This window comes from Acidovorax sp. Root267, from assembly GCF_001429215.1.
In the GTDB taxonomy this organism is placed as follows: Bacteria; Pseudomonadota; Gammaproteobacteria; order Burkholderiales; family Burkholderiaceae_C; genus Acidovorax; species Acidovorax radicis.
The window spans coordinates 1-2,225 of sequence record NZ_LMJC01000020.1 but is presented as its reverse complement, the minus strand read 5'-3'; the positions used below and the strand labels follow the sequence as shown (position 1 = coordinate 2,225).

Annotated in this window: 2 protein-coding genes; one reads left to right on the top strand and one right to left on the bottom strand. The window is 63.6% G+C overall.

The window, feature by feature from the left end:
• A partial coding sequence (locus tag ASE39_RS14065) for an MCP four helix bundle domain-containing protein (RefSeq protein WP_140426784.1) occupies positions 1–902 on the bottom strand: 902 nt, incomplete at its 3' end.
• A gap of 323 nt (positions 903–1,225) precedes the next feature.
• Between ASE39_RS14065 and ASE39_RS14060 the strand changes: the two genes are divergently transcribed.
• A complete protein-coding gene (locus tag ASE39_RS14060) occupies positions 1,226–2,032 on the top strand; it encodes an alpha/beta hydrolase (protein ID WP_057271562.1) in 807 nt (268 codons plus the stop codon).
• Positions 2,033–2,225: the final 193 nt, after the last annotated feature.

Here is a 2,225-nt window from a genome sequence, read left to right as displayed (position 1 = left end):
GCGGCGGTCTCTTCCAGCGCGCTGGCCTGCTGTTCGGTGCGCGCCGACAGGTCGTTGTTGCCCGACGCAATCTGCGAGCTCGCCGATGCAACACCTTCGGCGTTGCTGCGCACCGCGGCCACGGTGTTCACCAGGCTTTGCTGCATGCGCTGCAGGGCGCTGAGCAGGTGGCCGGTTTCGTCTTGGGACTGAACGGTGATCTGGCCGCTGAGATCACCGCCGGCCACACGGTCAGCAGCCTCCACCGCCCGTGCAAGGGGGCGGGTGATGGACCGGATGATGGTGACGGCGAGAAAGAGGGCAATGGCAATCGCGAGTGCCCCCGCAATCAACACATCCCGTTGCAACGCAGTAGCTGCGGCTTCTGCCCGTTCACCCGCTTTTGCGGTGACCTGGGCCTGATATTCAACCTGCTCGTGGATGGCGGCCTGGTAGGCCCGCTGTGCGGGGCGGTATTGCTCTTCGAGCAGCTTGATGGCTTCGTCCTTCTGCCCTTGCTGGATCATGCCCAGGTACTGCACGCCGATCTTTGCAAACTCCGCCCGCCGCTGCTGCATGCGGGCAAGGAGTTCCTTGCCATTGGCGGAGGTGATCAGCGAATCCAGCGTTTTGTACTGCGCGTCCACTTCCGCCCTGGACGCGGTAATCTGGTCCATCGACGATTTGACCACCGCCTCGGTCGTGAAAATCGCCAGATTGCGCACCTGGATGGCTTGCACATTCACCCGGTCGGTAAGGGTTCCCAGTGCTCTGGTGATCGGGATGCGCACGTCAATGACGTCCTTGAGCTCCGTGCGCTGGTTCGCAGACCGGATCAGGCTGACCGCACCCAGCGCGATGAGCAAAAGCACCATGACGGCAAACGCTACGGCGAGTCGGGTTGAAATCCTCAGCTGGTTCATCCTGCTTCTCCTCTGAATGGATGTTTTCTCTAGCTGCCGACACCTTATCCGTGGGGGGCCTTTGTCACCAGACCTATTTCGCCGCAGCCGGGCCGTGTCTTGATCTTCATCAAGACCGGCATGCTCTCGCCCAGGCATTTGCGGGCCAGCCACTGCACACGCAGCTGTCAAGTTGGCGACACCAACCCCGCCAGAGCCCAGCCCCCCAACCTTGGGATTGGAGAGCTAGCTCCAGTCCACCCCCCAATGCACAGCCAAAAAAATGCTACCTTCCATGGCGGCCCCACCGCCCGTGTGCGCCTTTGCTTTTGATTGACGACCCGATGCCCTTTTTCAGCAACAAAGAAACCGACCCCAACCACATCCCGGCTCCCGGCCTGCCGCTGCTGGCACTCGAGCTGCGGGCCCCGTGGGAGTTTGGCGCGGTGTTGCCCGCCTGGCCTGTGCTGCAGCGCGCCCCACGCGGCGACGGCCACACGGTGATCGTGTTTCCGGGCCTCACGGCAGGGGATGCCACCACCGTTCCGCTGCGCCGCTACCTGGAGTCGCGCAACTACGACACCCTGGGCTGGGGCCAGGGCCTGAACCTCGGCCCCAAGGATGGAGTGCTGGAAAACGCCAAGCGCCAACTGCAGGAGGCGTATGACGCGAGCGGCGGCAAGGTGAGCCTGGTGGGCTGGAGCCTGGGCGGCGTCTATGCGCGCGAACTGGCCAAGGAAATGCCCGATCGGGTGCGCTGCGTGATCACGCTGGGCACGCCGTTTGCGGGGCACCACACCTCCACCAACGCGTGGCGCATCTACCAGCTCGCCAGTGGCCGCAGCATCGAGCGCGAGACTGAAAACTACAACCTGCCCGAGGCGCCCCCGGTGCCTACCACCAGCATCTACTCGCGCAGCGATGGCGTGGTGGCCTGGCGCGGCAGCATCCAGGCGCCAGCGGCGCACAACCCGCACACCGAAAACATCGAAGTGGTGGCCAGCCACTTTGGCATTGGCCTGAACCCCAGCGCCTGGTGGGCCGTGGCCGACCGCCTGGGGCAACCGCACGGCCCTGACGTGGATTGGCAGCCCTTTCAACGCCCCAGGATTCCGGGCTTGCACCTGGTGTATCCAGACCCCCATCGGTAAGCGCCTTGGACGGGGCGCGGTCGCAAGCCCCACCCAAACCAACAAAAAGCACGCTGAGGAAAATCCGCAGCGTGCTTTGTTTTTGATAGCTATTAGCGCTTGATAGACAATCGCCAGGGGCTTTTTTTAATCACACCCCATGGGCTCGGGCAGTGTGCCCCGCTCAGAAGCTCTCCCAGCTCAGAAGCTCTCC

Excerpts from the sequence above, each read along its gene's own strand:
- ASE39_RS14060 (WP_057271562.1), top strand. The coding sequence starts at position 1,226 with ATGCCCTTTTTCAGCAACAAAGAAACCGACCCCAACCACATCCCGGCT.